32 protein-coding genes are annotated in these 21,759 nt (G+C 44.0%); 5 read left to right on the forward strand and 27 right to left on the reverse strand.

What is annotated here, in order from left to right; genetic code table 11:
* Positions 1-60: 60 nt before the first annotated feature.
* Genes F458_RS0113795 through F458_RS0113805 form a run of 3 tightly spaced genes read right to left on the reverse strand, consistent with a single transcriptional unit; the run spans position 61 to position 2,596 of the window.
* Positions 61-1,269, reverse strand: a complete 1,209-nt coding sequence (locus F458_RS0113795) for a type IV pilus twitching motility protein PilT (protein WP_018984012.1) — start codon at positions 1,267-1,269, stop codon at positions 61-63.
* Complete coding sequence (locus F458_RS0113800; RefSeq protein WP_018984013.1) at positions 1,266-2,108, reverse strand: type IV secretory system conjugative DNA transfer family protein; 843 nt, start codon at positions 2,106-2,108, stop codon at positions 1,266-1,268. Before F458_RS0113800 ends, F458_RS0113795 begins: the two co-directional genes overlap by 4 nt.
* Positions 2,108-2,596: a hypothetical protein gene (locus F458_RS0113805; protein ID WP_018984014.1), complete on the reverse strand. Its 489-nt coding sequence runs from the start codon at positions 2,594-2,596 to the stop codon at positions 2,108-2,110. The genes F458_RS0113800 and F458_RS0113805 overlap by 1 nt, the downstream gene beginning before the upstream one ends.
* A gap of 333 nt (positions 2,597-2,929) precedes the next feature.
* Between F458_RS0113805 and F458_RS0113810 the strand changes: the two genes are divergently transcribed.
* Together F458_RS0113810 and F458_RS20725 are read left to right on the forward strand one after the other, a co-directional pair.
* Entirely contained in the window at positions 2,930-3,922 is a 993-nt protein-coding gene (locus F458_RS0113810) for a site-specific integrase (protein WP_018984015.1), read from the forward strand.
* Between the two features lie 697 nt (positions 3,923-4,619).
* Complete coding sequence (locus tag F458_RS20725; RefSeq protein ID WP_018984016.1) at positions 4,620-4,775, forward strand: hypothetical protein; 156 nt, start codon at positions 4,620-4,622, stop codon at positions 4,773-4,775.
* A gap of 199 nt (positions 4,776-4,974) precedes the next feature.
* On the opposite strand, the gene F458_RS0113820 is transcribed toward F458_RS20725, so the two are convergent.
* The 13 genes from F458_RS0113820 to F458_RS0113880 all read right to left on the reverse strand — a co-directional run bounded on the left by F458_RS0113820 (position 4,975) and on the right by F458_RS0113880 (position 14,547).
* A complete protein-coding gene (locus F458_RS0113820) occupies positions 4,975-5,583 on the reverse strand; it encodes a hypothetical protein (protein WP_018984017.1) in 609 nt (202 codons plus the stop codon).
* Positions 5,580-5,789 carry a hypothetical protein gene (locus F458_RS0113825; protein WP_018984018.1) on the reverse strand — a complete coding sequence of 70 codons (210 nt, stop codon included), beginning with the start codon at positions 5,787-5,789 and terminating at the stop codon, positions 5,580-5,582. The genes F458_RS0113820 and F458_RS0113825 overlap by 4 nt, the downstream gene beginning before the upstream one ends.
* A 1,988-nt stretch (positions 5,790-7,777) precedes the next feature.
* On the reverse strand, positions 7,778-9,244 hold the full coding sequence (locus F458_RS20195; RefSeq protein ID WP_018984019.1) for a hypothetical protein: 1,467 nt from the start codon (positions 9,242-9,244) through the stop codon (positions 7,778-7,780).
* A gap of 111 nt (positions 9,245-9,355) precedes the next feature.
* The gene (locus tag F458_RS0113835) at positions 9,356-9,691 is read right to left on the reverse strand and encodes a hypothetical protein (protein WP_018984020.1); all 336 of its coding nucleotides are present in this window, start codon (positions 9,689-9,691) and stop codon (positions 9,356-9,358) included.
* A gap of 120 nt (positions 9,692-9,811) precedes the next feature.
* The gene (locus tag F458_RS0113840) at positions 9,812-10,120 is read right to left on the reverse strand and encodes a hypothetical protein (protein ID WP_018984021.1); all 309 of its coding nucleotides are present in this window, start codon (positions 10,118-10,120) and stop codon (positions 9,812-9,814) included.
* A 143-nt stretch (positions 10,121-10,263) separates the two neighbouring features.
* Positions 10,264-10,419 carry a hypothetical protein gene (locus tag F458_RS20730; protein WP_018984022.1) on the reverse strand — a complete coding sequence of 52 codons (156 nt, stop codon included), beginning with the start codon at positions 10,417-10,419 and terminating at the stop codon, positions 10,264-10,266.
* A gap of 129 nt (positions 10,420-10,548) precedes the next feature.
* A complete protein-coding gene (locus F458_RS0113850) occupies positions 10,549-10,752 on the reverse strand; it encodes a hypothetical protein (RefSeq protein ID WP_018984023.1) in 204 nt (67 codons plus the stop codon).
* A complete protein-coding gene (locus tag F458_RS0113855; protein ID WP_018984024.1) occupies positions 10,740-11,057 on the reverse strand; it encodes a hypothetical protein in 318 nt (105 codons plus the stop codon). Before F458_RS0113855 ends, F458_RS0113850 begins: the two co-directional genes overlap by 13 nt.
* A 168-nt stretch (positions 11,058-11,225) precedes the next feature.
* Positions 11,226-11,468, reverse strand: coding sequence for a hypothetical protein (locus tag F458_RS0113860; protein ID WP_018984025.1), 243 nt, complete (start codon positions 11,466-11,468; stop codon positions 11,226-11,228).
* 57 nt (positions 11,469-11,525) lie between these two features.
* Complete coding sequence (locus F458_RS0113865) at positions 11,526-12,281, reverse strand: hypothetical protein (protein WP_018984026.1); 756 nt, start codon at positions 12,279-12,281, stop codon at positions 11,526-11,528.
* Positions 12,282-12,529: 248 nt separating this feature from the next.
* A complete protein-coding gene (locus F458_RS0113870; protein WP_018984027.1) occupies positions 12,530-12,808 on the reverse strand; it encodes a hypothetical protein in 279 nt (92 codons plus the stop codon).
* Positions 12,809-13,167: 359 nt separating this feature from the next.
* Complete coding sequence (locus F458_RS0113875; RefSeq protein WP_018984028.1) at positions 13,168-13,431, reverse strand: hypothetical protein; 264 nt, start codon at positions 13,429-13,431, stop codon at positions 13,168-13,170.
* 81 nt (positions 13,432-13,512) lie between these two features.
* The gene (locus tag F458_RS0113880) at positions 13,513-14,547 is read right to left on the reverse strand and encodes a phosphoadenosine phosphosulfate reductase domain-containing protein (protein WP_018984029.1); all 1,035 of its coding nucleotides are present in this window, start codon (positions 14,545-14,547) and stop codon (positions 13,513-13,515) included.
* Between the two features lie 193 nt (positions 14,548-14,740).
* Between F458_RS0113880 and F458_RS0113885 the strand changes: the two genes are divergently transcribed.
* Both F458_RS0113885 and F458_RS0113890 read left to right on the forward strand, forming a co-directional pair.
* Positions 14,741-14,956 carry a hypothetical protein gene (locus F458_RS0113885; protein WP_018984030.1) on the forward strand — a complete coding sequence of 72 codons (216 nt, stop codon included), beginning with the start codon at positions 14,741-14,743 and terminating at the stop codon, positions 14,954-14,956.
* A 71-nt stretch (positions 14,957-15,027) separates the two neighbouring features.
* Complete coding sequence (locus tag F458_RS0113890; RefSeq protein WP_018984031.1) at positions 15,028-15,357, forward strand: hypothetical protein; 330 nt, start codon at positions 15,028-15,030, stop codon at positions 15,355-15,357.
* Positions 15,358-15,437: 80 nt separating this feature from the next.
* Here the strand turns inward: F458_RS0113890 and F458_RS0113895 are convergent, their stop codons facing one another.
* The 6 genes from F458_RS0113895 to F458_RS0113920 form a co-directional block, all read right to left on the reverse strand.
* On the reverse strand, positions 15,438-15,701 hold the full coding sequence (locus F458_RS0113895; RefSeq protein ID WP_018984032.1) for a hypothetical protein: 264 nt from the start codon (positions 15,699-15,701) through the stop codon (positions 15,438-15,440).
* Between the two features lie 21 nt (positions 15,702-15,722).
* Positions 15,723-15,956, reverse strand: a complete 234-nt coding sequence (locus F458_RS0113900; RefSeq protein ID WP_018984033.1) for a hypothetical protein — start codon at positions 15,954-15,956, stop codon at positions 15,723-15,725.
* 139 nt (positions 15,957-16,095) lie between these two features.
* The gene (locus F458_RS0113905; protein WP_156824256.1) at positions 16,096-16,533 is read right to left on the reverse strand and encodes a hypothetical protein; all 438 of its coding nucleotides are present in this window, start codon (positions 16,531-16,533) and stop codon (positions 16,096-16,098) included.
* Entirely contained in the window at positions 16,520-16,756 is a 237-nt protein-coding gene (locus F458_RS0113910) for a hypothetical protein (RefSeq protein WP_018984035.1), read from the reverse strand. The genes F458_RS0113905 and F458_RS0113910 overlap by 14 nt, the downstream gene beginning before the upstream one ends.
* Before the next feature lie 15 nt (positions 16,757-16,771).
* The gene (locus tag F458_RS0113915; protein WP_018984036.1) at positions 16,772-17,443 is read right to left on the reverse strand and encodes a Ref family recombination enhancement nuclease; all 672 of its coding nucleotides are present in this window, start codon (positions 17,441-17,443) and stop codon (positions 16,772-16,774) included.
* A 23-nt stretch (positions 17,444-17,466) separates the two neighbouring features.
* The gene (locus F458_RS0113920) at positions 17,467-17,646 is read right to left on the reverse strand and encodes a hypothetical protein (RefSeq protein ID WP_018984037.1); all 180 of its coding nucleotides are present in this window, start codon (positions 17,644-17,646) and stop codon (positions 17,467-17,469) included.
* 252 nt (positions 17,647-17,898) lie between these two features.
* On the opposite strand from F458_RS0113920, the gene F458_RS0113925 reads away from it, so the two are divergent.
* Positions 17,899-18,186 carry a hypothetical protein gene (locus F458_RS0113925; RefSeq protein WP_018984038.1) on the forward strand — a complete coding sequence of 96 codons (288 nt, stop codon included), beginning with the start codon at positions 17,899-17,901 and terminating at the stop codon, positions 18,184-18,186.
* Positions 18,187-18,262: 76 nt separating this feature from the next.
* Here the strand turns inward: F458_RS0113925 and F458_RS20735 are convergent, their stop codons facing one another.
* The 5 genes from F458_RS20735 to F458_RS0113950 all read right to left on the reverse strand — a co-directional run bounded on the left by F458_RS20735 (position 18,263) and on the right by F458_RS0113950 (position 21,737).
* On the reverse strand, positions 18,263-18,400 hold the full coding sequence (locus F458_RS20735) for a hypothetical protein (protein WP_018984039.1): 138 nt from the start codon (positions 18,398-18,400) through the stop codon (positions 18,263-18,265).
* An 8-nt stretch (positions 18,401-18,408) separates the two neighbouring features.
* Complete coding sequence (locus F458_RS0113935; protein WP_018984040.1) at positions 18,409-18,612, reverse strand: hypothetical protein; 204 nt, start codon at positions 18,610-18,612, stop codon at positions 18,409-18,411.
* A 242-nt stretch (positions 18,613-18,854) separates the two neighbouring features.
* On the reverse strand, positions 18,855-19,625 hold the full coding sequence (locus F458_RS0113940; protein ID WP_018984041.1) for a PRTRC system ThiF family protein: 771 nt from the start codon (positions 19,623-19,625) through the stop codon (positions 18,855-18,857).
* Complete coding sequence (locus tag F458_RS20200) at positions 19,625-20,392, reverse strand: hypothetical protein (RefSeq protein ID WP_018984042.1); 768 nt, start codon at positions 20,390-20,392, stop codon at positions 19,625-19,627. The genes F458_RS0113940 and F458_RS20200 overlap by 1 nt, the downstream gene beginning before the upstream one ends.
* Positions 20,358-21,737 carry a hypothetical protein gene (locus F458_RS0113950; RefSeq protein ID WP_018984043.1) on the reverse strand — a complete coding sequence of 460 codons (1,380 nt, stop codon included), beginning with the start codon at positions 21,735-21,737 and terminating at the stop codon, positions 20,358-20,360. The genes F458_RS20200 and F458_RS0113950 overlap by 35 nt, the downstream gene beginning before the upstream one ends.
* Between the last annotated feature and the right edge of the window lie 22 nt (positions 21,738-21,759).

The raw sequence follows: 21,759 nt of genomic DNA on the forward strand, positions 1-21,759 counted from the left end.
TCTTTCCAGCTTTCCACAGCTGATATGTAGCAGCATGATTGGGTCGAGCGTTGGGTCTAATCACAAATTTCTCTTCCAGTATTTATAATCTTTGTCATCAATGAAACCTCTGTCCATAAACTCATCGAGCTTGGAGTCAATGATCTGTAAGTCTTTTGGCTCACCTACACTCTTTATTGCACGTGAGAAATCCGAGATAGCAATTTGGCCGTCATTAAATTTAGCCCGCAAATCATCAATAAAACTTAGCCCATGGTCTTTTATGGCTTTCGCTACTTGCTGTTTTAAACGAAAAGATGAACCTTCAGCATATTTGTCATACATCTCATCACGATTAGATTGAGAAAAAACCACCCATGACCGCACTGCTGTTCGAGACTTTAAGTCAGGGGTTCTGAATAGGCGTTGGTTTAGAATTCCTCTAACAGACTCAATTAAATCACCCGTAATAACTGGGCGTTGACCAAATTCAAACATGTCAACAAACCTGGGAAGCGTCATTTCAGCAGTATTCGCGTGTAACGTCGTTGCAACTAAGTGTCCAGTATTAGCAACCCTAAGTAGTTCCTGGCCAACAGATGCCTCTCTTACCTCAGAATAAAAAATAATGTCAGGCGAGCGACGCAGGCTATTTGCGGTCGACGTCTCGTAGTCAATGAGATGCATTGGAACTTCTGACTGGACTACATTGGCAATTCGATTAGGGATGTTTTTTAAATCAAATTCGATAGGATCTTCTATTGTCAGAATTCGTTCTTTTTTACTCAGTATTCGTTCAGTTAAAGTTGAAGCGATCGTTGTTGATTTACCAGAACCTGTAGGGCCAGAAACAAACACAACGCCAAAGTCTGAGTCAAAAGAATCTACAAATTCCCTCGGTAGTCCTATTTCATCAGGTAAGGGGGCCATCGCAGGAAAAGGTCTAAAGATAAGCTCAATACCATTGTCATTAAACTCTGATTTGACACCTGTTGCAGTTACCCTGAAGCGATGTTTTTCATCGATGTTTATCAATATTTCGTAGGCGAACTTCAGGTATTTCCCTTTGGTGAGATGGTCTGGGCCACTGGCAAGGTACAAATCTTGAAGCAACTGGGAAACCTCTTCTTGACTGACTTGTCGGTTTGAAATAGGCGTAGTGACACCATTCTTTTTTGCCCACAATGGAGATTCGCTTTCAATTACTAAGTCGTTTACTCCGTGTTTCACTGCCCATCTAAGCGATGTGTCTAGTTGTTCACGGGTAAAGCGATTATGAATCTCGATCATCTGGCCCCCTCAATAAACACCGGCTTCCACTTATCGAGTTTTTCAAAAGTACTTTGCTGGTCGATACTATAAAATACATCGTTTCCGTATAATGTTTTCCCGTCAGAAGAGACCACGACTGTAGGATCTGTTGAGCGTAGTGAGGGCATTCTTAGAACGTTCGTCATTGCCAGGTCTAAGAAGTTGAAATGAAGCTTTAAATCGCGTTCCAAACGCTTGTAATTTTCATCAAAGATTATAGAGGCCTGCTCTCGACCGTATTCCCAACCTCGCTCAAATTCGTATCTAAATACGGACTCTTCCTGTTTCGAACGTGGCAGAAATAAAGCTGAAGGCTTGCTTGGCTTTTGCAAAGCAATTGATAGGTAATCTCTCCATGTGGGCGGCTGTGTGATAATTTTAGCGGGCTCAAAAAGTGAGTAGGAAAATCCAGTTGTTCTTACTTTGCTGTCATTTATCCGTTGAAAAAGGCGCTCGTTAATGACAACCTTCGGTAACAGCAATTTTCCATCTACTATGAATTGAGCAAAATTTGCTAACACTTGAAGTTTCGAATCGTAATTATTCAGCTGATTTTGGTTGATCTTGTTGAAATAGTACTGTCCCTCTTTGACACCCCAGTTGAACGCAGCCTGAGTCACCTTCTTTAAGCGCTCGCCCACATCTTTTTCATGCTTCTGGTTCGTTTCACTATCTATTGATGCATCTAAAATCGACTTCATTACAAGCCGCGACTCATCGCTCCCTTTTTCCTTCAGTGTCAGAGGAAAATTTACCGTTTCAGCCCCAAACGCAATTGAAGTAAAACATATCAATAACGGTATGAATCGTTTCATCATTAATAGTCTGCGTACTTAACTTCAATAAGGTTCTCAGCTGCTTTGTAATAAACATCAGCTCTAGAGCCAGTCACAGCACCAACTTGCTCTAACATCGAGAAAACTGACTTATAATCAGTATCAACTGTCACGATAATGTCGAACGTTGGCTTAACGTTTAGAAACCGGGGGGGATTCATGCTTGATACAACAGACAGTCTTTTGATAAAGGTATCCAACGGGCCAGTATATTGTTTACCCAGTGACTTGACCTGTTTTAAAACAGGCAGTAAGTCCAAGTCAGGTCTTTTGGGAGCTTGGCCGTTAATAGCAATATAATTAGCTTCCTGGAGTTGTTGAATTCGCGTCGTTCGCTTTACAACAATCTCAGCCAAACTATTTATTTTCGCTTCAACTGGACTTGCTCTTTCAGGTACGACTACCTTCTGAGTAGTTGTACATCCCTGACAGATAACTCCTAATATTGCTAAAATTGTCAATTTTTTCATTCACCCACCAAGAAGATGTTTAGGGTCTCGCCAAATATATCCGGCGACTCGCACTTGTGCTCAAGTTACAAAAAAGACCAACACAAGACGCTTTTGCTATATCAAAAAGACGTATGGCGTCGCCGAACTGCTCTTTAGCGTCATTTCATTTCATGAGGTGACGCCAAAGGGCAGTCAAAAGTACAAATGGCGTCTCGCCTTTCTATATTGTGAGCAACAATACAAAGCAAACTAGGTGAGCAAAACCTAAAACCCGATTTATTCACATTATTCTGTAGAGGCAGTTACTTTCCTCAGTTAAATTATTTGAGAAAGGTTAATCGAGTGAGATGGATGCAAGTAAGAACAAAAACTGAGAAGACTATTGCTGAATATACCTCCCGCGTCATAACTATGGCTAAGAGAATAAATTGCCCCCACGACTCTCCCCAATTCCCAGATGAGCTTCTAAACCAGCTCCTTGTGGAAAAACCTTCTATTAGCAAAGCTACTTGGTTTAAGAAAAAAGCTAGCTTGCTTTATTACTTCGAACAGTTAAATCGACTTGATCTAAAGGAGCAATTGCAAGGAATTTCACCAGACGGGTCCCTCACGAAAACTGATAGAACAAGCGGCCAAAAGAAGAAAAGCCTAACTGAAGTTGAAGAGTCAAGTATCCGAGAAGAACTTGAAACTATGGCAAAAGATTTTTCTAGCTGGGGCAAGCATCTTCTAGCATTTACTGAATGCATTCTTCTCACCGGAATGCGCCCAATAGAGCTGAACAGTGCAGCGGTTTATGAAAACGTAGAAGAGTTCCGTAGGGCAGGTTATGACCCAAAAGCGTATAGTGGCAGTTGGCCGATGCTCCATGTACATAATGGAAAGCAAACGAACGGCAGGTCGTTTGGCGAAAAACGTCATCTCGACTTATCGTATCTTAATAAAAAGCAATTGCTTTTTATCAAAATTGCTTTGATTTATGCTCATGATTTAAAGACTCCAAACGGGCATTCTGTTGATTACACGAAATTTTACAATGCCCTTCGACAGGCATTTGCCCGAGTGATAAACAAGCTATTCAACGGCCGATCAAGACATATTAGCCTCTATACATACAGGCACCAGTGCATTGCTGACATGAAATCTGATAACTCATATTCTTTACAGCAAATCGCCGCAATTGTTGGTCATGGAAATGACCTTACAGCTACTGAGCACTATGGCAGAAAGAGGAGCGGTAGGTCTCGTGGAGAAAAGGTCAAAGCCAACGAGGTTGATGTATCCAAAGTGCGCCCACTGATGGCAAGTAAATTATCTAAGCTTACTGGTCCTAACTTTGTATAGGAATATTTTAAATGGCGCCGAAACAATGTGATTGATAATTGCAAGCTTATTTCAACCGCGTAGTGTATTTCTAAGAATAAACTGCTAGTAGTTATAAACCCATCTATTTCAAAGATATGACAGTTAATGCTCTCTTAGTACCCATCCCTAAGATAAGAGGAAGTTTGAATGATAAAAATTTATCAAAACGTCTTCTGAAATCAATTCAAGAGTACAGAAAAACACGCTTAAGTTGGTTCTAATTTTACAAGCGAAGTAACTACAACCTATAGCATTAAGACTATACGCATCCCCAAGGCGGTGAACCTGGCAATAGGGACTTGAAGAACTAATATTATCAAACTGCTTTTTAATGCGTGAGCTGGGGGGAGATAGCGATTGTCTCTTATGGCACCGAACTCTAAAAGGGTTCTACCCCGATTTGAGGACGATTTGATGACATAAACCTGCTGTCATGGTTTTACAGTCTACATCGCATACTTGGATTATGAGCCCTCTTAACGTAATCGAATATGTCAGCTCTTGCTTCACCTGTTGTTCGGTACTGCCGATAGTTGATTCGTTCCCGCTTCAATACACCGAAGAGCCCTCACAACCGGTGTTTTCAGCGAAATGGCCTACGGTACTCATTCTACTAATTAGAATCTCGCGCTTGAGCAGTTTCAGATAATCACCGCTAGTGAAATGTGTCCCCACAATGATGCATCGAACTTTCTATAGTGATATTGCTGAACAGGTGAAGCACCATGCACAGTTAGAGTTTAACTTTCTTCGTCGTGACTTTTGTGATGTCAGCGAAGCATTTGGATTCCGGCAATTAATTGGTAAAGTCGCGTTTGAGGTGGTTCGCTAATAGGCAAGGGACACTGGTTTTCCTTTCGCGCCTCAGCCTTTCTTACGCGGCCAGACATAAAGCCCGTTTACTGACATTATCCGGGCAATGCGGTTCAAGCTGGCTACGGCACTTTTACAGATCTTCGTGCATGCGCAAAGCGCCGTAGAACCCAAGCTATTAGTTGTCCAAAAGAATTTAGCCAAGGCCAAGAACTGTTTTAATCGTCACGCTTCATGTCCATCGTGTGCTCTACAATGGACTGGTGAAAGAGACGTCGATTGCCCTTCGTTTTGACGATCAAGGTTGCTAAGTCTTGATTCGTTAATCCATACTTTATTCCTATATCTGCACCGTTGTACTTTTTATCTAAATAGTCTCCCAGTATGGCCACATTGATATTATCTAAACCTTTGTAGCCTAATACCATCTCATGCTCATAACCTTTTTCTCTCCACTCTATGAACACCTTTTCGGTAGAAACAAATAATTCTGGAAATCCTTTCATTCCAGCTTCAACTCTTTCCATTAACATGTCTCGACTCAATTTATTAGAGACTTGCCAAGAGTAGGTAGAGTATTCAATACCCAACAAACCTAATTTTGTGCCAGCAAAATTAAGAAGTTTTGTTAATTCAGACTCTGAAAGGAATTCAGTAGCTACACTGGTTTCTGGGTATCGATTATTTTGATTTTGGTGTCCCTTATCCCCACAGCCCTGCATTAAGCTCATCGTGAAAATCGCAGGCGCTATAAAAGCTGCTAACCTCCCTAAAAAAATTTTTCTGGTCGTTTTATTTTTGTTTCGGCTACCCACTCCAGTGTTCATACTTCGATTCCTATCTTAACCATTGCTTGTTTGTACATTCGCTTACCTTGAGCCTCCATCTTATAAAATTGATTTCTGACTCGGATATCAATCGGGTCCCCGACACTTGCTCCATTTGCAACATTAAACATTTGCATCATCTCATCCAATTCTTTCTCAGGGACGATCCAATCATCCGGGTTGTGTGGTCTATGCAGCATAGTCATCAAATTGCTCCTAAAAAACAAAAAACTTCGATGCTCTAAATGTACATTACCTAAAATCAACTGCAAAAAAGGAGGAAGCAAAAATAAAATTATATAAAACAGTGACTTAAATCACACCGCTATCCCAAAAGGCAGTTTAAATGCGTTTTGGCGTCTTGCTACTATAACAGATGACGCCAAACGGCCTTTTAAAAGACGAATGGCGTTTCGCATGTCTCAGGCTCTAGCCGGGACGATCAGACGGCAATTTCTCACCGTTTAAAAGACAAGTTTAATATTGTCTACTCTAAATCTGAGAAATGCCGCTCAGGGTCTGCTCTTAAAAATTTATAATGTAAATTTCCTAATTTCATCGTCTATAGAAAACGCTTACTGCACGTGCAGTAACGTAGGGAGTAGAGAAACTGAGTGTATTGCTAAAAATCTAATTCACTCGTAGTTTTAGCAAGGCTTTGGATGTTCTTATGAGTCAATAAAGTTCTCTACTACTACGCTTCTTAAGAAAATGAGCTCCTTACCTTTTAACGTGAGGTGGAAATAACTGCACGAACAGAATCTGAGAAGCAAGAAGGGCTTCAGTTATGTTTAATCATTGCTATGCTTGAATAGAGATGCGTGGCTAATTCGAGTTACCTACTAATACAAAACCCTCTGGCTGGCTGGGTTTGAAGATAATATTTTCAACAATACACTGACCTTACTGCTTGCTTTTGGATTAGCACAATGTACGGCTTCAATTCCGTGCAGTAACAAGGGGAGTAGAAAAAACTGAAGGGCCGAAAGGAAAACCGATTTTGCGTTACTTATTGCACACAAGGTTTGCTCCTGAACGGACTGGTTGATAATATTTGTTTGTCAGACTGTAGAACTCTTCAAAACATCCTCTGCCCTTAAACAGCACATAGATAATCAAAAACATCTTAAACGCTTTCAAACAGTGCTAGAAAAAAGAATGTAAGAAAATAAATGGCAAACGAAGGCACTTATATTTAAGGCTTTGTTCCCGGATAGCGATAGCGAAAAGGGACAAAGCTGTGTAGCAGTCACAAAAAATTGTCATATCCCGAGCAGCGATAGCGAATAGGGGTATGACATAGTTTGAATCAGAAAATTGTTATCGAGAGGCTTGCGCGTTTATCACCCCCGTGTGGTGCTTATCAGTTTCATGCGGACACCTTGTCTCAAAAATGACCGGGCAGCCTGAAACACTATAAATAGCACCATAAGGCCTACAAGCTGCAGAATGTGATTCCTCGATATTTGACCGTGCATAGAAGAAGTGTTTGGAAATTCGGATAGTGTTTTTTTGAAAACGCCCCCGAGTAGCGATAGCGAATTGGGAGGCGTTACCGCGGTGGCCGCTCAGATCCACCAGCTGCGTTTGATTCGGAATCCTAATATCAGCATATCTCATCAAAACGGTATTATTCTGAACATGCCTTTTCACTTTCTGAATTGTGTACCAGTAGAAGATGTGGGTAACTTCTCAATACGAACCTTAGGAGATGATCCTGATAAGTGTTCGATGTCTCTCCTATTTGTTTTACCTCTCCCCTACCTCATTACTAAATACCCAATGCTCCTGGGCTGGTACCGGAATAGTTCGCCGGCAGTGCTATGTCCGGAATTACTTTTGGTGTACGTGGCCACTGCCTTGTTGATGGTAAACCTGAGTTGGTAGCAAAGCATGCTGCTCTTATGGATTATTAGGTAGCGGGTATATAGCGGACTTTAATTGATGCTTATCGATGCCAGGGGTTTGGCTGGTGCTCCGCTTTGGCCATGCTTACTTGTCTATGCCTGATGGGAATACTTGGGTGTATCGGAAGGGAAAAGAACCCTGCTTTTATATTGCTTTGAATACATATGCGGGAATGCGTGATATATCCCCGTGAGATTTTTAACATTTATGCATCTATTCAATGCATATTCACGTTTTATTCAAACCACCAGCTAGAGGGTGAATTGGGGCCGTAGCCCCGAAGGGCTTAACCGAACAGAATGGAATTCATTGTGATCGGCGTGGCAGGTTCTCTCGTGGATTCAGGCGCCGGCTTTTCGTCAGCCTTTTCCGAGTGCGGCTTATTGCAGGTAGTAAGCATTTTAGAGATGTGGCCAAGAATGACCGCGATGTTTGCTTCTGCTTTATCTGACTGTTTGGCATACCAGAATCGCCCTTTACGGTGGTACCGGAATGGACCCACTCTTAACGACTCCAGAATCTCTCCTTCAGGCTTTTCCTGAAAGCGGAGCTCTACCCCGTTTTTTTCTTCGTTGTATTCGATGTTGATGTAACCGTCTGCTGTATCCGGAGCCTGGGCGCGTGTTTCAGTTTTTGTAGCTTGGGATGTGGGCGCCTGAGTCTTTTTCGCTGGCTGCAGACACTCTGCCAATTCTGCAAGCGGGATACTGCGCTCATCGTACAGTTTAACCTTGCGAACTTCCCAGCCGGTAGAATGACGGTAACCGTCTTTAAGGTAATAGCCACCGCCCATCGACCATTTCTCACGATGCTCTGCTTCATCAGGGGCATCTTTTAGTGCCGCGGTTGAAGGATGGTTAGCGGCCGCTTTACGCATCTCTGAAAATATATCCCGGGTATGTTTAGACCATGCAAGCAAGATTGTTTTTTTAGTGGTGCTGCCGTGATAGTCGCTCATCGTATCTGACTCATCCTCGACAAGGTTAGCGATGATGATGGCTTTTGTTTTCTCTGGCATGATGGTTTTGCAGTGGGCGCGAAACGCTTCTGTTTGCTTCTGTGTTTCCTTAATCGCTTCTTCTCTGGCCTTCTGCTCCTTTAGTCGCTGCTCAAGGATTTGATCTCTTAGGCCTTCAACCGCCTCTACCGACATCAGAGGTAACAAATCAAACTCAGCGAACTCACACGACTCAGCATGCCACTGGGTAAGAACAAAATTTCTGTTCGAACCATCGAGCTTGATAACGTCCCAAACCAGTCCGGATAGTTTGCCGGTACCCAGCATATAACCACCAGCTTCACGTCTGGCACCTACGATTATGCCTTCACCCCCGAATGGCCCTTTGTTGTGAATGATATTGCCAGCTGCAGTTTCTGCCTCTTTCACAGTCACGTTGAATGTCTGAGTGCCACCAGCAACAGCCGGGCATAGTGACAGGCGCAATATCTCATCGGCTAATTTTTTTGCCTCTGACTTGAAGTAGTCCGGCCATTCAATGCTCTCAATAACCAGATTACGAGCCATGAAGAAAATCTCTTTAGCGTCGGGCATGCTCTCAATATTTAGGTTTATGATGTCACGCTCGTAGCTGTCTTCGTCATAGCGACCCATAAAGCTCTGTATGTTTGCCTCACGCAATGTGTGAGCAATGGATTTAACGCCCTTAGCTTTAATAGATTCGCTGCTGGTTGTGTTTACCAAAAAGGTAGCCAGGGTTGCGAACTCGTGATTATCTAAAACATATACTGACATGTGGTTAACTCCTTTTCTTTATCTAGGGTTAACGTATGCCGGGGGTGATGATTGTCGATTTTAAAGGAAGGTAAGGACCACTGATACAGCCCTTCTGTTTTTGCTTATACGTTATTTGGTGGGTACTGGGATTCCTTGGTCGCTTACTTCCCATTCCAATCCATAGTTGGTGCGTACCTGCATGCATGCGCCATCATTCATACCATATAAGATGCTTTCTTCTACAAAATCGTGATCAAGCATATCGCCAATCTCGTCCAAATGATTCAAAGCGCTTATTTCAAGACTGATAAAGCCCGGGGAGAAATCATAAACGCCATTGCAAACCACATCTTCAGCACAAAGCGCCATACCCTGTAGGGTTTTACCGCAGGGTAACGTGACAGCAATGGGATACTTATGGCCGGCAACGGGGGTGAAATTGATTTTCTTGAATGTCTCTAACATGGTGGGTCCTTAATAATCTCGTTAAGGAAAATGTGTCAGAGGGGGAGTCGGTGACCAATCCGGAGGAAGCAAAAACCGCCCTAGGGGCGGCTTCTTGGTAAGTCTGTTTTAGCTGGCCAACTAATGAGAAACGTTCGCAGAGCGGATGGCTTTCTGCTGCCCCTGCCACATATCAATGAGATTTCTTAATGAGGTGCTTGGCGTCATTTTCATCAAAGACCGACAGTTTTGAACACATTGCTCAAGTGTTGTCAGGATACCTTCTACAAACAGCGCTTTTTCCTCATTGGTCATACGGCCTTTAGGGTCGCTATAAATGATATTGCCGGTTTTGTAGTTGACGGTGACCCTGACTTCCCGAAGCTTGGCTACCTGCTGAATTTCAAATACGGATGTGTCTTTTTCATTTACTACTGCCTGAATTTTCATAATTTTCCTTTACCTTAAGTTGGCTATTAGCTTCATAGGTAATGTGACTGATTCATGGCTGGGGGCGAATGAGAGGGAACCTTACTCATAACCATTAAAAAACCGCCCGGAGGCGGTATTCGTTTTATATAATTAGCTGTTGGTTATTCTTCTGTGTAGTACTCAAGAACCTCAACTGTGGCATCTTCTCTATACCGGTTTATTGCTTTCTCTAGCATGTGGCTGTTGAGCGCACTGGCCGTATATTGTTCCTGGGTACCGTCTACATCTTTTACTAAAATATCTGCTTTAAACTTCATCTGATGCTCCTTGTTGATACATACACAATGTCGCACTTTCGAAGCTTAGCGCCAGAATCAGAGAACCTGGTATCGAGAGCCATATAACAAACCCGCTGTTTAAGCGGGTCGTATATTTATATTCATTGTTTAGCCTGATTGCTTAGAGTCATGCTTGATCCTGAACAACGCGACCTGAACCAGCGCCCATGCATTTTCCTCATGAAGCTCAGCCAATCTTTGGGTATTGATAATAATGGGGCCGGTATAACCCTTCGCTCTTTCGACAGATGTCTTGTATTCGGTAATCGTTGAACAGTCATCACCGGTGAATTCCAGCTCTATTGTGCGCATACGCCCTCCCCCATTTCTGTCCTGTTCGCCTGGATGAACTTGTCTAGAGCAACAATGTAGCCAAACACAATGAAGCCCAGGCCGAACTTCACCATAACAGTCCATGAAGCAAAGAATAAAACCGCAAGGGTACTTGATGCCGCATTGAATGCTATTTCTATTGTAAAGCTGGGAACATCAATGAGCATAGGAATGCTTAATAAAGCCACACCTAACGTTACAGTAAATGGAATGATAGCCGCGCCACAAATCCCAAATAATAAAACAATCCAGCGCAACTCCTTTGTTAAAATCAACTGTTTCATACTATTCCTTAAATTGCTTAGTTATGCCCACCAGCATAGGCGGGGTTCAGTTATCCATCGTACCTGTGATTTCTAACCACGGTCGCCGTAGAAAAACAGTTGTGCCCATGGCTTAGATTTACTTTCCCATTTCACCGGTTACTGTCCAGTTTGAAGGAAACGCAGGCGTTAACCTGCTGGCACCAGAGACTCTTCAATTTCAAAATAATTGCGGCGCAACTGGCGAAGTACAGATTCTGCCTTTGCCAGGCTTTTGGTGGCGGCCTCTCGTTCAGCATCAGCCTTAGCGTTTGTAGCGTCTTTTCGTAAGCGCATCATGTAACGTTTGGCGCCGGCCAGCTCGTTGCGCAAATCTTCGATTGTATTCACCCTTTTTAACCGTTGGTTATATGTCGGTACCTGATAAGCCATGAAGCCTCCTTCTTTGAAATTGTATAGAAATGGGGGCGCTATCCCCCGCATTGGAATTTATGCAGCCAGCTGCAGAGAACCGATCGTTGACCGTGCTTGCTCAATGGCTTCAGATAATATCTCTCTGGCGAGACCACTATAATGGTTGGTGGGGCACTTATTACTCCAGATCACACGACCGACTATTGATTCTCCTACCTCTAGGCCTGTTTCCAGTCCGGTTATTGTGACTTTCAACGCAAAGTATCGATAAGCACCGGTGACAAAGCCATCTAAAAACTCTGCCGCTTCTTTATCGCCGAACTCATCCAGTGAGAAAAATTCGTCTTCAACCTCTGCAATGGTGACCTTGAAACGATTTGTTTTAATAGTTCGCGTGCGATCGCTTAGCGCCCATACCTCAGAACCGGCTTCATGAATGCGATAACCTTCCCGCTCAAGTTCTTTAGACAGGGTATTAACATCCTCTGTCACCGCCTCCACCAGCTTATCAAGCGCATTTCCTTCAAACTCAGTGAGCTCATAGTAATAAGGGTCAGCGGTATCGACGGACATCGTATTAAAATGGGAGTAACGATGGTCGATTTTAGTAATTTTGATAGAGGCGCCCTTGTCGATAGCGCGTTTTGCTGCCGCTTTCACATGGCCGTTCAAAAGGCGTTCGGCCAATGCAGTACAGTCGATGCCTTCAATGGTACCGGCGAAATCCATCCCATCGCCCTGAGCATAGTTCAGAGAGTACGAGATGTTGCCTGTTGGGTAATTATTCTCAGTCAGGCGCCGTATGAAGTGCTGCAGAATCGGTGAGGTCATGCTTACTATCCATTTTGTATTTGATGTTGAAGTAAACGTGACAAAAATTAGAGAGTTGTGAAATTTCAGGTAAGGGCCCGGGCACCAACTACAAATTCACGTATTGTAGTTCTGTGCTTGGGCTCCTGGAAAGCCAACCTTTTGAGATAGCTTTTGGAGGATAGCGACCGAGTAGCGTTAGCGAACCGGGCGCGGAAGAAAAAACCGGCAGACCAACAATCAGCCTGCCGGCGCAGAGAGTTATTCGATTAGACGAATAGTGATATTGCTTTGCGAATAGCTTTCACAGTTCCAACCGTTAGGCTGATAAACGAACCCAGCTTACGTTTGTGTTGCAATCGCATTAACGCAAAAAGCACAATCAGTCCATACAGATTGAGCTGAAACCAGTCACCGGATAAGCCACCTGATTCAAGAATCAGCACTCCGCTGGTCATTGCTGCTTGAAAACATATACACCCAAACACTATCGCGTTAGCTAGGCTTGGCTCTGCAAATTTGTCCATGTTATTTTTTTTCTGGGACATAAAGATTACCTTTTATAAATTTATAAATTTAGTGTAGAGAACTTGTCCCCCTACACATATATAGTTTACCACTATGAGATATTGGCGCACCTTTCATGCCCGGAAAATACTATTAGGTTTCATATATTTAGCCACATTCCAAACTCACAATTGAAGCCAAAGATTTCTTGAGTTCAAATTACGCTTTACCGCCGATAAGCGGTAGCGATTCGGCTGCCCTAAGCAAAAAAAGCCCCTGTTATTAGGAGCTTTCTACATAAATAATTGTGGCTACAGTTCGAACATTGCCCAGGTAAGAGAAAGTAACTTGAATTAGGGTTGGAAGGTTCGTGCCCTTATTTTTGTTATTAAGGGTTTGTTTAACTATTTTTATCTATTAGAGCAAACCGGTTGTCCATGCAATCAAAAAATTTATCAATATCCTCTTCGAATTTTTGAGCATCGAGCTTCTTATCCATATCTGTTTCAAGCAAGCATTCCTGACTTTCCAGACTCTCTATTTCAAGTGAGAATGCAGTTGTATTATCTCTTTGCTTGATAGCATCGTAAGTCACCAGAAGGAGCAGGCCTGTTACTAATAATGACAAAGGTGAAACTTTTTCTTTAATGTTTTCAATCAACATATTTAATATCCCATTCTCGTTTTTTGCTACGGGGATAACGTCACATACCCACCTATCAAAGCAAGTCGGGAGGAAGTGCCCTTAGGCCACTTCCCGCTCACTGGTGTTAGAGAACATGTCTACTGTATCCAGATCTCGCTTTTTACAGGTGCGTTTGGCTCTTTTTGCTTTATCCCTTTCAGTCTTGGCGCTCTGCTTAGCCAGCGCTTCTGCTTCCTTTTGAGCCAATAACGCATCTCTACGAGCTTGCATAATAGGCATCTTGCGCTGGACCTCGACCTCATCAAACGGAACCCCTGTTTTTTCAGATATCGAAACCGGTACCGGCTGCTTGTTCTTCTGCTTTACAAACATCGTGTGATTGATGACTCGTTCGATAGCAATATAATCTGTATAAAGCTCTGGACGCTCCACTACCCCGTTGGTTAAGTCATTCTTATTGGCCAGAATGCATAAGGCGCAGCTAAGGCGCTCGTTCTTATCACCACGATCCCCATACATTGGATGTGCTTGCTGCCCAGCATCTTCGATGGTATCGAAGACTTCAGTAACATTGTGAGCAAACACTGGGTACCAGTCATAGACCTCACGCTTTTTGGTGGGGGCGTTTAGCTTGGTGTTTACGAATAGCGGGCTTTTCTTCGCACGACCCGGCGACTCTTCAGAACGGAGGCCCACGCAGTTGAAGCCTACTTTTAATTTGTTTTCGTTCATGTAGCGACGAATGAATTTCTGGATAGTGTTATTTTTCAGATCTGATGTGCACCATCTTTGGCGCGCGCTCGGGAACATGCCTTTCAATAATATTGCATCACCCAAGTCGCGGTTAGGGTGCAAAACCACCAGCTCGTGATCAATTGTCGATTCAATGTGCTCAATTACGCCATGGTGTTCATATTTGCCGAGGTGGACGTGAATAACCACTATTTGCTCTTTTGGTAGACGCTTACACATTTCGATATACATCGCTTGTGAATCTTTCCCGCCACTGTGAGAGCAAAAAAATACGGCATCTCTGCTGGTGGCATAATCGTTAACCAATCCCGCTCGCGCTTCTACCGCAAAATCGCTTAGTTTATTAGCTCCGCAAATATCGAACATATCTATGTTTTGCATGGCGTTTCCCCTGTGTTTGTTGACTACAGGGGTAACGTGTCGCATGAGGTGACTTTTGCAAAAATGAAGGGGCTAAACATCGATTAATGTGTGAAGAGTAATAGCAAAGCAGACCTTCTCTGGGAATTGCCTTTCCACCTGAAAAAGTCACGTTGAACCTGTTCTAATTAACCATCAGCGACAGGAGTACGCTATGTTTTGTCTTACTGCCACCGAGGCTAATCAATTGTTCCGTGCCTATGATGAAGGCGATGATATTCAGGTTGTGATTTCTAGCAACACACCCGAACCTAATGAGAGATGGTTTAGCCGCCATACCGGCAAGGGGGAAACGTTTCGTGAAGGCGCAGAGCGCGTTTTTAACCAACTGGCTCAAGAGATGGGCACGAAGATACTGACAATAGTTTAACATTTTGTAGGGGCCTTGATGCCCCTGCCAATAATCTAGTGGCTTTTATATAATTAAAAAATGGAATAAGAATGAACATTACACCTAGACAAATTTTTAGTGCGATTGCAAATCTCTCTATGGCAGGAGTAGCCGGATTAGTTTCACTGACAGTCTTTTACATGGTTGTAGAGCTAATTACACCTGTTGCTGACTCAGCTATTGAGTATCACAGGAGTGGGGATTTGGGCATATGGTTTTCTTCACGATTCCCTACCGCAGAACATATCGGAAAATTTTTGATAGCAATTTTTTTGCTCGCGGCGATGTCAATCCTTGCCCTGTTTTCTGGAGTGATTAGCAAAGTTTTTACCGGCGTGGCCCACGATGAGCTCAAGGAGATTGTGAAAAAGCAATCGTGATACTGGCGTGCTCGCTGACAAGTTCTTAAGGCGCTAACCAATAGCGCCTTGACTCTCGCCGCGCGTTGAACAAATAGCCATTAGCGGGGTTGGTGGTGAGAAACCTTTTCTGCAAAAGCCAATGCGTGGTTAATGGATAACGCGTCGTTGCTGAAGCAGAACTGGGCTTTATAACGCAAATCGTTTTCGTAGGTTTCTAAGTCCTGGGTAGCAACAATGTACGTCATCGCCACCTCATCAAATTCAACAATAGTAGAAATGCCGCTTTTTTCACGCTCGTAGGTTACTGTTTTGATCTCAGGCTCTGCCGATCGGACCCAGCCTTCACGCTTAATATTCTTCATTCAATCCTCTGGTCAACCGGCCTAAAGGTAGCCGGTGTAACTGTAAGTATCTTCTTTGGCAAATGGCATACGACAGCGCCTGATTTCACCTTTAAAAGCTCCATTGCGAAATACATCAACGCGAACGGCAGTTGATTGGCGAAGTACGCGCTCTGCGCCATTGCGAGCTTGCATCAGATTGGCGCAATAAGAACCGTTTCGGCTGAGAGGGCAAAAAGGGTGGCCATTTAAATATGCTGTGAATGAATCGCCCATGGAAATTTCCTTGTGTGCTGAGCTCTTGACTAAGACTTAACGTGACAAAGCGTGGGCGTTTAGCAAATCTTGGGGAAGAATTGATGAAGGAGGACTGGTGTTTGAGCCTTCATACCGTTTTACAAAGGCTCTTATGGTTTTAACCAGAACAAAGCGTTAATAAAACTGGACTCTGTCCTAATTCTTCTTTTAGCTTAGTAAAATATGCCTTTTCTTTATTGGGCAATTCTTGAAAAACATCATCATCAATAGATATATCTACAACCTTAATCAGTGACTTATCGGTTCCGGAGGGAATAATCGCCCGCCATTCACCATCACGGTAAAGCTTGTTCGGCTTCAAAGGGAAAGTGTATGGCCCTTGTAGTTCAATGTGTTTTTCGTGCCACTCTATTACCAGTTCAGCTCCACGGGACGCTATACCTTGCCCACGATTAAAATTCATACCTCGTATATATCCATTTATCCCGCTATCCGCATTCAGGGGGTTCGTATTGCTGGGCACGAATCGCTCTGATTCAAGAATGTTAATCAGCTTTTGGGGTGAAGTAATATGATGAAACTTAAGCATTGGCATAACCGTCCTCTTCCAAAAATTCTTTTTCTACATCAGATTCGAAAATCCGCTTTTTCGTTTCCGTGTGTTCGACCCAAGCGCGCCAACCCTTATCAGCTCTAACAGTCGCACGCTCCACCGCATCACCCTTTCTGAATGGACCTTGCTGATCAGTTTTAACCTCTTTGTATATTTTAGGATTGCCGACTACAAACTTTACGTTCCATACCTTTTGAGTTGCCATTTTAGCTCCATTTAATTATTTACCTGAGTTCCCATCGGAGGCCTCAGCTATGATTCCGGTTTCGCACACCATATTCAAGCATTGCCTGAGCAATAAAAATTGGGTGCCGTTCACTGCTTCCCACCTGACTCGCCCACCTTCACTCCCCTTAGAATGAATAGGGAATATATCTGAACTCACACCTGAATCTTGTGGTACGGGCGTATCATGATGCCATGCGCACAGTGGCAGCACATATTTGTGAGCGTCTGCAGTGGTTCGCCCCCGGATATGATGGATTGATACCGGAGAGCCGGAGAAAGGCTGTATCAGACCGGCATTAATGCAGCATATACAGCCAAGTTGCCCCAATTTATCGTGAAGCGACATGTCAGATTTGGTGCGGGCTTTGCCTGCCATGCCCTTCGATTTAATGGGCTTGTTTCGAGCTGCCGGCTTATTACTATTGAGCTTTGCTCGCTTAATGGCTCTCGTACGTTGCGTCTCTGCTTGAGCTTTGGCCTTTTCTACCAGCTTATCTTTGTTGGCCAGTGCCTTTGCCCGCTGCCGTTCAGCAGTAGCACGTTGCTTTTCTCGCTGTTTGGCGCGGTATTCTGGACTGCGCTGCTTTTCCAGCTGGCGTTGACGGGCACGTTCCTGACTACGTTTTTGCTGCGCCAGGCGCTTCTCTATCTGAGCGTCGGTCATTGGTTACTCCCGTTAAGGCCGGATCAGATGAATCCGGCGTAACGGGCCATGCCAAGCTGTTCCATGATGGTGTCGCCGGCAAACATTTTGCGCACATCGGAAACTTGCTCTTTAGTTAAAGGCGTTCCCATGTATTCGCATCCACCATCTTCGTTCCAGATAAGGGCGGTAGTTCCGTTTGAAAGGCTTGGTGAAGTATTCATTTATGTTATTCCTAAGTGTGTTTAAACTTAGAATTAACGTGCTATAGGGGGGATGATTGACAATTCAGGAGGAAGCACCCGGCTCTCCAACCAATAAAAACCTCATTACCTTCTTTCATGTATTGGCCAGGCTCGCCTTCGCTATTTATATCAGTAAATCCGGTTTCCAATATCCTTTCATGCTGTGAGAAATATACTGAACAAACACCTTTTCTCATTAAATTGAGCAACCAAAACAGAGGAAATATAAGTATGTTTATCAATAGTATTGGAACAGATTCTGAATTCACTTATGACCAGGAGGTCGCAGAACGTCATCACGGCGAAGGTGTAATGGTTCATTTGGAGGCGGGTGTTGGAGAGTCTGGCGCTTTAGATATAATACTTGACCACGCACCAGACATTGAAGATTGGATTTTATCTAATCAAAGGGTCGCAGCAATGGCTTCTGATGATTCCGTAGGGCTTCGTTGGGCAGAAGATGGCTCTCTTTGTTCAAACACAACTCATATTGTAATTTCTAAACCTATAAGCGTTTAACGCCCGCCCATGAAGCGATAGCGAAAGGGGGCTGGCGGGAAATTCAGGTACAAAAAAAGCGCCGGTTGGCGCTTCTTTAATCGTGCATGTGTTTACGGCCCCACTCTTCCAGCTTGTGGCGCTGAGAGTATATAAACGAAAAGATAGCTGTTCCGGCAACTGAAAGTGCTAAAAGCAACCACCAAAAGTTCGATGTATCGACAGTGATTTCCATGCTACCTCCTAGACCTTAAAAGCCACAACCAGCACGAAAGAGGCTGCGACCATTCCTAAACCTAAGAAGGATAGTACAACAGAAAGTTGCAGCAGTGCAACTGACTGGTCTACCACCAGCACTGAGCCGCTAAGGCCAAGCGCGAACAAACCCAGACCTAAGTCTTTGAGAACGTCTTTAAGCCAAGTCAAGATAGCGCGAGATAATGTCATATGGCTTCCCCCTTTTTTGTTAATGTTCATGGGGTTAACGTGTCACGATGCTGGCATTACACAAATAGGAAGGAAGCCTTATCAGGTATGCGCTAAAGGCAGATTTGAGCCAGAAAAAAAAGACATTAGGACAGAATTTATTTCGCCCCGGCAGCGATAGCGAATCGGGGCCCTGGGGCACAGGAAAAGGTGACCACTTACAGGAAGCAAGTCACCTTGTAGAAGTTCGATATTGAATAGGTTTAGGCGTCGTCTTTCTTGCCAGAGTAACCAAATGCGGCCCAAACATCAGGTATAGGATGGATAGGATTTAACTCACCCTGTGCAAGGTCAAAAAAGCCACCCTGATAGTTTACCTTGCCATGCCTTAGCATCTGCCATACAAGGTTAGCCATGTAGAACGCTGTGGTATGGTTAACACCAAAATCCTGTCTACGGATGGATTCAGCGTGGCTGCATGACGGTGCCGATTCTTCAGGGCTATCAAGCAGCAGGTCGCCATACAGATCGTAAAGATTAGGCAAGCGGCTTTCTGACCGGCGACCCAAATGCCCCATAATGACCTGTCCGGTCTTTGCCCCATTACCACCATCTATCCATAGTGTATCGCCCACATAAAAATCCTGAGCGGCTTTACCTAAGCTGTGTCTTGCTTTGGCGCTGTCTAAGCAGGTCATTACAATGTCAGCCCGTCCGGAGGGTTTCATATCATGAGCCACGGCGTGTGATTTCCAGTTGGTACCAAAGCCCATATTAATTCTATTAACAAGCACATCAGCCTTATTCATTCCTATGTCCATAGGCCAGAAGTTTTGCCGACCTACGTTGGTTTCACTGACTGTATCGGGATCATATACATGCACCTGCAAGGGGCAGTCGTGGCCACCGACCATGCGTAACAGATAGTTTATTTGTGCAAGGTAGCTAAGCAAGTAGCTGCCTGTGCCACCAGCACCGATGACAGTGATTTTCACCGTTTTATTAAAAAATGAAGTGGGAGTGATAAAGCTCATTAACGGTTTCCTTGTGCGTGTTTGGTCAGCCATTCACCGAACGTACTGGCGAAGTGCATTTCCCCTGCTTTTACTTTGGCATCGGCCTTTTCTTTATCTTGCCAGAACTGCACATGTTGGCGATTATCGAGGTAGTAAGAACGAAAACTGTCAGTTCTATAATTACTGTGAGTGAAATACGAATCGAACAAGGTGTCTTCCATTTCATTCAACGTAGTGAAATCTCTTTTTGCAGGAACCCTTGCGCCCCCCTGACATAAAGAGCCGCCACTGATATTCATCAGCGGTGCATGGTATAGCTTTGTCTGAGTAGATGGACGCTGATTGGTCGCTTTTGCATAAACTGTCAAAGCACTGAAATTACTCCCAGGATTAACAGCAAAAACCAGACTCGGCCACCAAACCTTTAGCGGTGTTTGATTACCGATATTGAACCACATATCGCGTTTTTGTTTGGGGGTGTGCCATACCAGCAAGTTGGGGGTGTCCACCAGCACATTATCGGGTGCAATTAGTGACTTTAAATCAACCTTTGCAGGCTGATTGACGCTTTTGTTGGCTCTGCGAGAGATTGTGCGCCGGACATTGGATATATCGGTCAAGCGCCCTGCTTGCATCTGACCATTTTTTATATCGTGGATAGTGGCATATTGGCTGGTGGACTCATGGTAACTGTCGTCGTGCCCGTATAAAACGATAGCCTTTTGAGGAACGGGCACATCAGCCTGTGGTTTAAGATTCGGTTTGTGCGCCATAGGGTTTAGCATTGTACGACTCCATGATGGTTTCTAAATAGTTCATTAACCACCAGCCGATAAGGTAACGCTTTGCTTTTTCAACCCAATCTGAGTCAGTCCAGTCAGCTTCAAAGATGCACTGTTCGCAAGTTTCCATCTGGTATTGAGCATGTTCATCGATGAGTTGCCTTGTTCTGTGACATGCATCGACTGAGGGCATCGAATATAACAGCCCTACTCCAAAATCAGGGATCTCAGTTAGCGATTCAAGTGCCTCTCCCCCTTTCGGCAGGTGGTCTTGAATTACCGTGGCAACCGCGATTAGCTTAGTTACCACTTCGGTATGCTGACAATGTGGCGAACTGCGCCAGTCCTGCAAATCCTGAAGAAACGCTTCATCAATATCGCCGCCTGTATAGTCAGTGCCGGACTGAAGGACGATTTTCATCAGCGATTCGGATGCGCTTTCTCTGTAGCACTGCAAAAAATCACCCGTTTCACCCTCGGTTTCGTCAAAGTCTCCATCTGGAATATCCGTTAAGTCCATCATGTGCATATCAAACATCATTGATGTTAAATCACTTATCGCATCACCCATGATGTGCTTTAACTGGCGAAACCATTCTGAAAATGAATCGAGCATCCAAGCATCTTGCTTGGCATAAGTTTCAAGGTGTAAAGCCTGTTCCGTTGTCAAAGTAATATAATCGTCTGTCCAGTCATGACAACCAAATGCATGAGGTACGGGTGTGGTTTCACACTTACAGGCTATGTGAAGTGCTATAGCGGCTAAGAACTTGCGTGTTTTGGGATCTAATTTCTCAGCGTATAACAAAAAACAAGAAACCGGCTCTGTTGTCTCGATTGAAACGCAATTCGCCGGAGCGTCATCAGAAATTTCGCCATAAAAGCCGTTTCCGTTTCTATCAAATAATCCAATACTGACGTTATCGTATGTGAATGCTGGTACTTCACCTGTCAATGTTTCAATGGCCTGTGGCACCATTGAAATACTGTCCAGCAATGCGTTTTGAACTTTTCTAAGGGATTGTCTTGCTGCTTCAAAAACATCGTTTTGCAATGCATCAAAATCGCTGTCTTTTTTTAGCGTATTTAGTAGAGCAATAGCTTCATCATGACTGGTATGTGAAACCTCGAAGTAAGGCTTCAAGTAAGATTCAATCGCGTTGAGGTTCTCAAGCAATGGGGAGTAATTTTCGACTGGCGCCAAAACATGCTGAGCGTCACTATCAAACGTTATTTGCTGCCCCACCAGCTCATAACCGAACGGCCTTACATCAGGCAGACTCGGTATGGTGAGGGGCTTTTCTGAGAAGTTGGTATTTGCTCTAGGGCGCTCAACGGTAACTGACATCGACGTTTTTCCTTTAGTTCCA

Source organism: Salinimonas chungwhensis DSM 16280 (assembly GCF_000378185.1).
Classification (GTDB): Bacteria; Pseudomonadota; Gammaproteobacteria; order Enterobacterales; family Alteromonadaceae; genus Alteromonas; species Alteromonas chungwhensis.

Coding starts and splice junctions, on each gene's coding strand:
- F458_RS0113855 (WP_018984024.1), bottom strand. CDS start 11,057: ATGAAACAGTTGATTTTAACAAAGGAGTTGCGCTGGATTGTTTTATTA.
- F458_RS0113920 (WP_018984037.1), bottom strand. CDS start 17,646: ATGAATACTTCACCAAGCCTTTCAAACGGAACTACCGCCCTTATCTGG.
- F458_RS0113895 (WP_018984032.1), bottom strand. CDS start 15,701: ATGAAGAATATTAAGCGTGAAGGCTGGGTCCGATCGGCAGAGCCTGAG.
- F458_RS0113820 (WP_018984017.1), bottom strand. CDS start 5,583: ATGAACACTGGAGTGGGTAGCCGAAACAAAAATAAAACGACCAGAAAA.
- F458_RS0113900 (WP_018984033.1), bottom strand. CDS start 15,956: ATGGGCGATTCATTCACAGCATATTTAAATGGCCACCCTTTTTGCCCT.
- F458_RS0113805 (WP_018984014.1), bottom strand. CDS start 2,596: ATGAAAAAATTGACAATTTTAGCAATATTAGGAGTTATCTGTCAGGGA.
- F458_RS0113825 (WP_018984018.1), bottom strand. CDS start 5,789: ATGACTATGCTGCATAGACCACACAACCCGGATGATTGGATCGTCCCT.
- F458_RS0113890 (WP_018984031.1), top strand. CDS start 15,028: ATGAACATTACACCTAGACAAATTTTTAGTGCGATTGCAAATCTCTCT.
- F458_RS0113935 (WP_018984040.1), bottom strand. CDS start 18,612: ATGACATTATCTCGCGCTATCTTGACTTGGCTTAAAGACGTTCTCAAA.
- F458_RS0113810 (WP_018984015.1), top strand. CDS start 2,930: ATGCAAGTAAGAACAAAAACTGAGAAGACTATTGCTGAATATACCTCC.
- F458_RS0113865 (WP_018984026.1), bottom strand. CDS start 12,281: ATGACCTCACCGATTCTGCAGCACTTCATACGGCGCCTGACTGAGAAT.
- F458_RS20730 (WP_018984022.1), bottom strand. CDS start 10,419: ATGAAGTTTAAAGCAGATATTTTAGTAAAAGATGTAGACGGTACCCAG.
- F458_RS0113795 (WP_018984012.1), bottom strand. CDS start 1,269: ATGATCGAGATTCATAATCGCTTTACCCGTGAACAACTAGACACATCG.
- F458_RS0113950 (WP_018984043.1), bottom strand. CDS start 21,737: ATGTCAGTTACCGTTGAGCGCCCTAGAGCAAATACCAACTTCTCAGAA.
- F458_RS0113910 (WP_018984035.1), bottom strand. CDS start 16,756: ATGGCAACTCAAAAGGTATGGAACGTAAAGTTTGTAGTCGGCAATCCT.
- F458_RS0113880 (WP_018984029.1), bottom strand. CDS start 14,547: ATGCAAAACATAGATATGTTCGATATTTGCGGAGCTAATAAACTAAGC.
- F458_RS0113870 (WP_018984027.1), bottom strand. CDS start 12,808: ATGTCCCAGAAAAAAAATAACATGGACAAATTTGCAGAGCCAAGCCTA.
- F458_RS0113835 (WP_018984020.1), bottom strand. CDS start 9,691: ATGTTAGAGACATTCAAGAAAATCAATTTCACCCCCGTTGCCGGCCAT.
- F458_RS0113925 (WP_018984038.1), top strand. CDS start 17,899: ATGTTTATCAATAGTATTGGAACAGATTCTGAATTCACTTATGACCAG.
- F458_RS20200 (WP_018984042.1), bottom strand. CDS start 20,392: ATGCTAAACCCTATGGCGCACAAACCGAATCTTAAACCACAGGCTGAT.
- F458_RS0113915 (WP_018984036.1), bottom strand. CDS start 17,443: ATGACCGACGCTCAGATAGAGAAGCGCCTGGCGCAGCAAAAACGTAGT.
- F458_RS0113905 (WP_156824256.1), bottom strand. CDS start 16,533: ATGCCAATGCTTAAGTTTCATCATATTACTTCACCCCAAAAGCTGATT.
- F458_RS0113800 (WP_018984013.1), bottom strand. CDS start 2,108: ATGATGAAACGATTCATACCGTTATTGATATGTTTTACTTCAATTGCG.
- F458_RS20735 (WP_018984039.1), bottom strand. CDS start 18,400: ATGGAAATCACTGTCGATACATCGAACTTTTGGTGGTTGCTTTTAGCA.
- F458_RS0113840 (WP_018984021.1), bottom strand. CDS start 10,120: ATGAAAATTCAGGCAGTAGTAAATGAAAAAGACACATCCGTATTTGAA.
- F458_RS20195 (WP_018984019.1), bottom strand. CDS start 9,244: ATGTCAGTATATGTTTTAGATAATCACGAGTTCGCAACCCTGGCTACC.
- F458_RS0113940 (WP_018984041.1), bottom strand. CDS start 19,625: ATGAGCTTTATCACTCCCACTTCATTTTTTAATAAAACGGTGAAAATC.
- F458_RS0113875 (WP_018984028.1), bottom strand. CDS start 13,431: ATGTTGATTGAAAACATTAAAGAAAAAGTTTCACCTTTGTCATTATTA.
- F458_RS0113860 (WP_018984025.1), bottom strand. CDS start 11,468: ATGGCTTATCAGGTACCGACATATAACCAACGGTTAAAAAGGGTGAAT.
- F458_RS20725 (WP_018984016.1), top strand. CDS start 4,620: ATGATGCATCGAACTTTCTATAGTGATATTGCTGAACAGGTGAAGCAC.
- F458_RS0113885 (WP_018984030.1), top strand. CDS start 14,741: ATGTTTTGTCTTACTGCCACCGAGGCTAATCAATTGTTCCGTGCCTAT.
- F458_RS0113850 (WP_018984023.1), bottom strand. CDS start 10,752: ATGCGCACAATAGAGCTGGAATTCACCGGTGATGACTGTTCAACGATT.